At 32.9% G+C, this 3728-nt stretch carries 4 protein-coding genes; 2 read left to right on the top strand and 2 right to left on the bottom strand.

Annotated features, from left to right (window positions below):
- The coding region (locus QI30_RS19995) for an RNA-guided endonuclease TnpB family protein (protein ID WP_148113930.1) at nt 1-572 on the bottom strand (572 nt) is incomplete at its 3' end.
- Nucleotides 573-1573: 1001 nt separating this feature from the next.
- Between QI30_RS19995 and QI30_RS20000 the strand changes: the two genes are divergently transcribed.
- The gene (locus QI30_RS20000; RefSeq protein ID WP_126992109.1) at nt 1574-2014 is read left to right on the top strand and encodes an ASCH domain-containing protein; all 441 of its coding nucleotides are present in this window, start codon (nt 1574-1576) and stop codon (nt 2012-2014) included.
- Nucleotides 2015-2162: 148 nt separating this feature from the next.
- Here QI30_RS20000 and QI30_RS20005 read toward each other — a convergent pair whose 3' ends face one another.
- On the bottom strand, nt 2163-2381 hold the full coding sequence (locus QI30_RS20005) for a hypothetical protein (protein WP_126992163.1): 219 nt from the start codon (nt 2379-2381) through the stop codon (nt 2163-2165).
- 410 nt (nt 2382-2791) lie between these two features.
- On the opposite strand from QI30_RS20005, the gene QI30_RS20010 reads away from it, so the two are divergent.
- Nucleotides 2792-3049 (top strand): type II toxin-antitoxin system Phd/YefM family antitoxin, encoded by a 258-nt coding sequence (locus tag QI30_RS20010; RefSeq protein ID WP_126992164.1) that lies wholly within the window; start codon nt 2792-2794, stop codon nt 3047-3049.
- The last annotated feature ends 679 nt before the right edge of the window (nt 3050-3728 follow it).

The raw sequence follows: 3728 nt of genomic DNA on the forward strand, positions 1-3728 counted from the left end.
AAGTCAGTGATGCCTAGATCTATGCCTACAGCTTGGTTTGTTTGAGGTAATAGTTCGAAATCTGGTACTTCACATAGGACTGACACGTAAAATTTACCACTCGCATTATATTTAATGGTCGCTTTTAAAATGCGGCCTTCAATGTCACGAGATTTCGCAAACTTTACAAGTCCTAATTTTGGTAGTTTCATTTGATTACCGACAATCGCAATATTGTTATTCGTATTCTTCGTAGTATAACTTTGAACTGGATTCTTTTTACTTTTGAAGCGAGGATATTTATTTTGCTTTTGAAAGAAACGTTTAAAAGCGTCTATTAAATTTTCATAAGAGGCTTGTAATGCCACACTATCTACATTACGTAACCAAGCGGTATCATCTTGTTTTTTCAGCTTTGTGAGCATTTTAGACATAATGGAACGATTCAACCCTTTTCCTTCTTCTTCATAAGAAGTATTCCAACGTTCAAGGAAATAGTTGTACACAAAACGGCAATGACCATGCGTTTGATGAATTAATGCTTGTTGGTCTTTATTTGGGTAGATACGGAATTTATACGCTTTATGTGACATGACAGACACCTCCTTTTTTTCGAATATTATAATAGGAACGGATGTTCTTTTCAACAAACTAGTACTGGCAGAATAATTGGGTTCGCATTCATCCCCTCCCTACTCACTACGTTCCTTGAGGGAGGGGTATTCTGCGAAGAAATGATAAAAAGACGTTAGTTCCGTTTGGAATCAACGTCTTTTTATCGTTTTACAGCATCATACGAAAGAGTCGATATAGTGTATCGATAAAACGGAATAGATCCGCTGTGTATCGAAAGATGGTCAGTCCTTCGCTACGCTTCTTCTCTCGCTCAGCCTTCATTCTTTCTTGTCGCGAAAATTTAGGCATGTAGTGCACCTCCCTTCGAAAAAGGAGTCAGCTGAAAATGCTGCGTATATATTGTAGCATGAAAGGCAATTATGTTGAGTAGTATGAGAAATAGCATGAACTTTATGCTACGTGTCTACTTTAAAACGAATATGATTCCCATATACGGCTACCTTTTAATGCCCTTACATTATCTGTGATAAAATAGGATATATTGTATCTTTTTTATTTGGGGGATGGGAATTGAAAATAAAGATGTGGCTTATAAGATTAATATTTAATATTCAACTATATGTAGGGAAAATACGTTTGCTAGGTTATGCTGTGTTATTAGAGATCATTTTAGGGATAGGCGATTTCGCTTTCTTTTTAGTATATCCAGAAGTGTTTATTATTTTGTTCGTAATAACATTAGGCGTGATTATGTGGAAGAAATTACGCCCCCTTTTAACGCAAATGATTTTAAAAAGACGAATGTTACTTACACCAATTTTATGTATGTTTTCTTGTCTTATTTTCATGAATTACTGTGTTTGGTTTCAACCATATTAATATCTTAAATCAAGCAGCTAGGACAAGTTGAAACCCTAGCTGCTTTTTGTTTACCAAGCCGGGCTTTGGGAATGTTATGATTGAATAAAGTAAAATATTGGTTTTACTAATACATAATCTTATTAAAGGGTGTTTATAAATGGAGAATATTCATCAGTTTTGGAATGATTTTTGTGTCGTAACTCAGCAAGAAGATATTAAATATAAAGATGCGTTTCAATTTGGCGCTTCAGCTGATTGGTTAGCGGATTTAGTTGTTAAAGGAAAGAAAACAGCAACAACCTCTGGCTATGTATTTTATGAATTAGAAAAAGAAGCATTACCACAAGCAGGGGAATATTACATTGTTTTGAATGTGACGGACGCACCTGTTGCGATTATTCAAATTGAATCAGTTGAAGTAATGCCGATGAACGATGTATCCGAAGAATTTGCTTTAGCTGAAGGCGAAGGGGATTATCAATTTTGGTGGGATGCACACGAGAATTTTTTTAGTAATTTATTAAAAGAGTACGATAAAGAATTCTCACCAGATATGTTAGTTGTTTGCGAACGATTTAAGAAGGTCTATCCGAAATAAATCACTTTAAATAAATTTATAAACTATACAAAGTAAACCTAAATAACGTTCCCAAACGCAACATTGGGAACAAAAAAACCTTCGGAGTGTTGGTGTTGGTACATCAACACTCCGAAGGTTTTTTTGAATGTAGCATTTTTACAGATTTTTATGCTGCTGTTTTAGAGATAGATTTCCTTACACCAAAAATAATTGTAGCAATTACTAATAGTGAAAAAGGTAAAGCCCAAACACTACCTTCCCCAAATAAATAAACTAATACGACATCAAATGAGAGACCCATTGTTCTTAAAAACGGAAATATGAAAAGAGCTGCAAGAAGTCCTAATACAAAGGTTAATAACAATTTATTATTCCGTTTATTCAAGATAATCGCCTCCTTATATACATAATACCACAATTAACTGATTATTAAGAAAAAATGATTGTTAATGGCAGGAAACACTGACTTAAAAGCATACAATTCCATACAAATAACGTTCCCAAATCAAAGTTTGGGATCATGCTAAAAAGCCGAGAATGTTGATTTAATAGCATTATCGGTTTTCGTTTTGTATTCGGCTGTATACACGTTTTTATATATTTTGCTGAAAACCCAATCATATCAAGCATTTGAGAGATTTTTCATTTATGCAGCTAGCTTATCGATTTTGCATATTTAATTATTCATTTTGAGTACAGATCTGTCCTATAAACATATTCATTACTATATAGTGATATAAGATTTATGCTAGTAATTAGTACAATCAAGTTATGGTATAGAAAAGGAGGATTGCTATGGAATTTGTAGCACATTCGAAGTTTCAAAAGAACCTTCATACGTATATGAAAAAAATCAATAAGGAATCATGTGAAATTGCTGTTACGGGTGAAAATGTAGAAGATACTATTGTTGTTATGTCTAAAAGGGATTATGACGCTATGCAAGAGACATTAAGTGTCCTTTCAAATAAATATGTAATAGATAAAATTAATCGTGGAGATAATCAATTTAATTCTTATAAAGGTGGGTTTGGGAATGAAAATGATTATTAGAAAAAGCCTTGAACTCCAAAAAGTACTCAATCCCAATGCTATATTGTATATCTATCATTCAAAATTGGAGACGTCTATAAAAAAATAGGTAAATAATATAAACAAACGAAAAGATAGCAGAAATGCGGAGAAAGCTATACTTGTTTAGCTACTCAATTGGGTGTAAGTAAATCACTTGTAGAACATATGCTATCTGGTGAACTTGTCACAAAACTTACTGAAATATTCCAAGTGTCGGTTGGAGGTTTAACAAAAAGTTCTACTGAAAATGACACACCATTTCAACTGGAAATAAGGGAACGATTAACAAATCGGAAATCTAAGCGTACATTTGAGGCTACATTATTTGTTATAAGGATAGCGTCATAAAAATGCAGATTTACAACGTTAAGCACGATGTAGTATTATCAAACAATTTATATAACAACGATAAGGAATAGCTATCTTATAACCGACGGATTTTGGTACAACATCTTTACGCTGCTAAAAGTAGCTATATTTTGAGCATAATTCATTTCAAAATACTGTTCAAAAAAAACATCTTAATAACTAGCGTTAAGAAGATTCTTTATCGTTGTAAATCTGCGAAAATCTGACGGTACCCCTAGAAGTAAACATTAATCGAATTTCATATAATAAAACCTCATATCTTTAAAATTTCTCCTTACAAAGTTATATA

The sequence above is a fragment of the Candidatus Kurthia intestinigallinarum genome (genome assembly GCF_003991225.1).
Lineage (GTDB): Bacteria > Bacillota > Bacilli > Bacillales_A > Planococcaceae > Kurthia > Kurthia populi.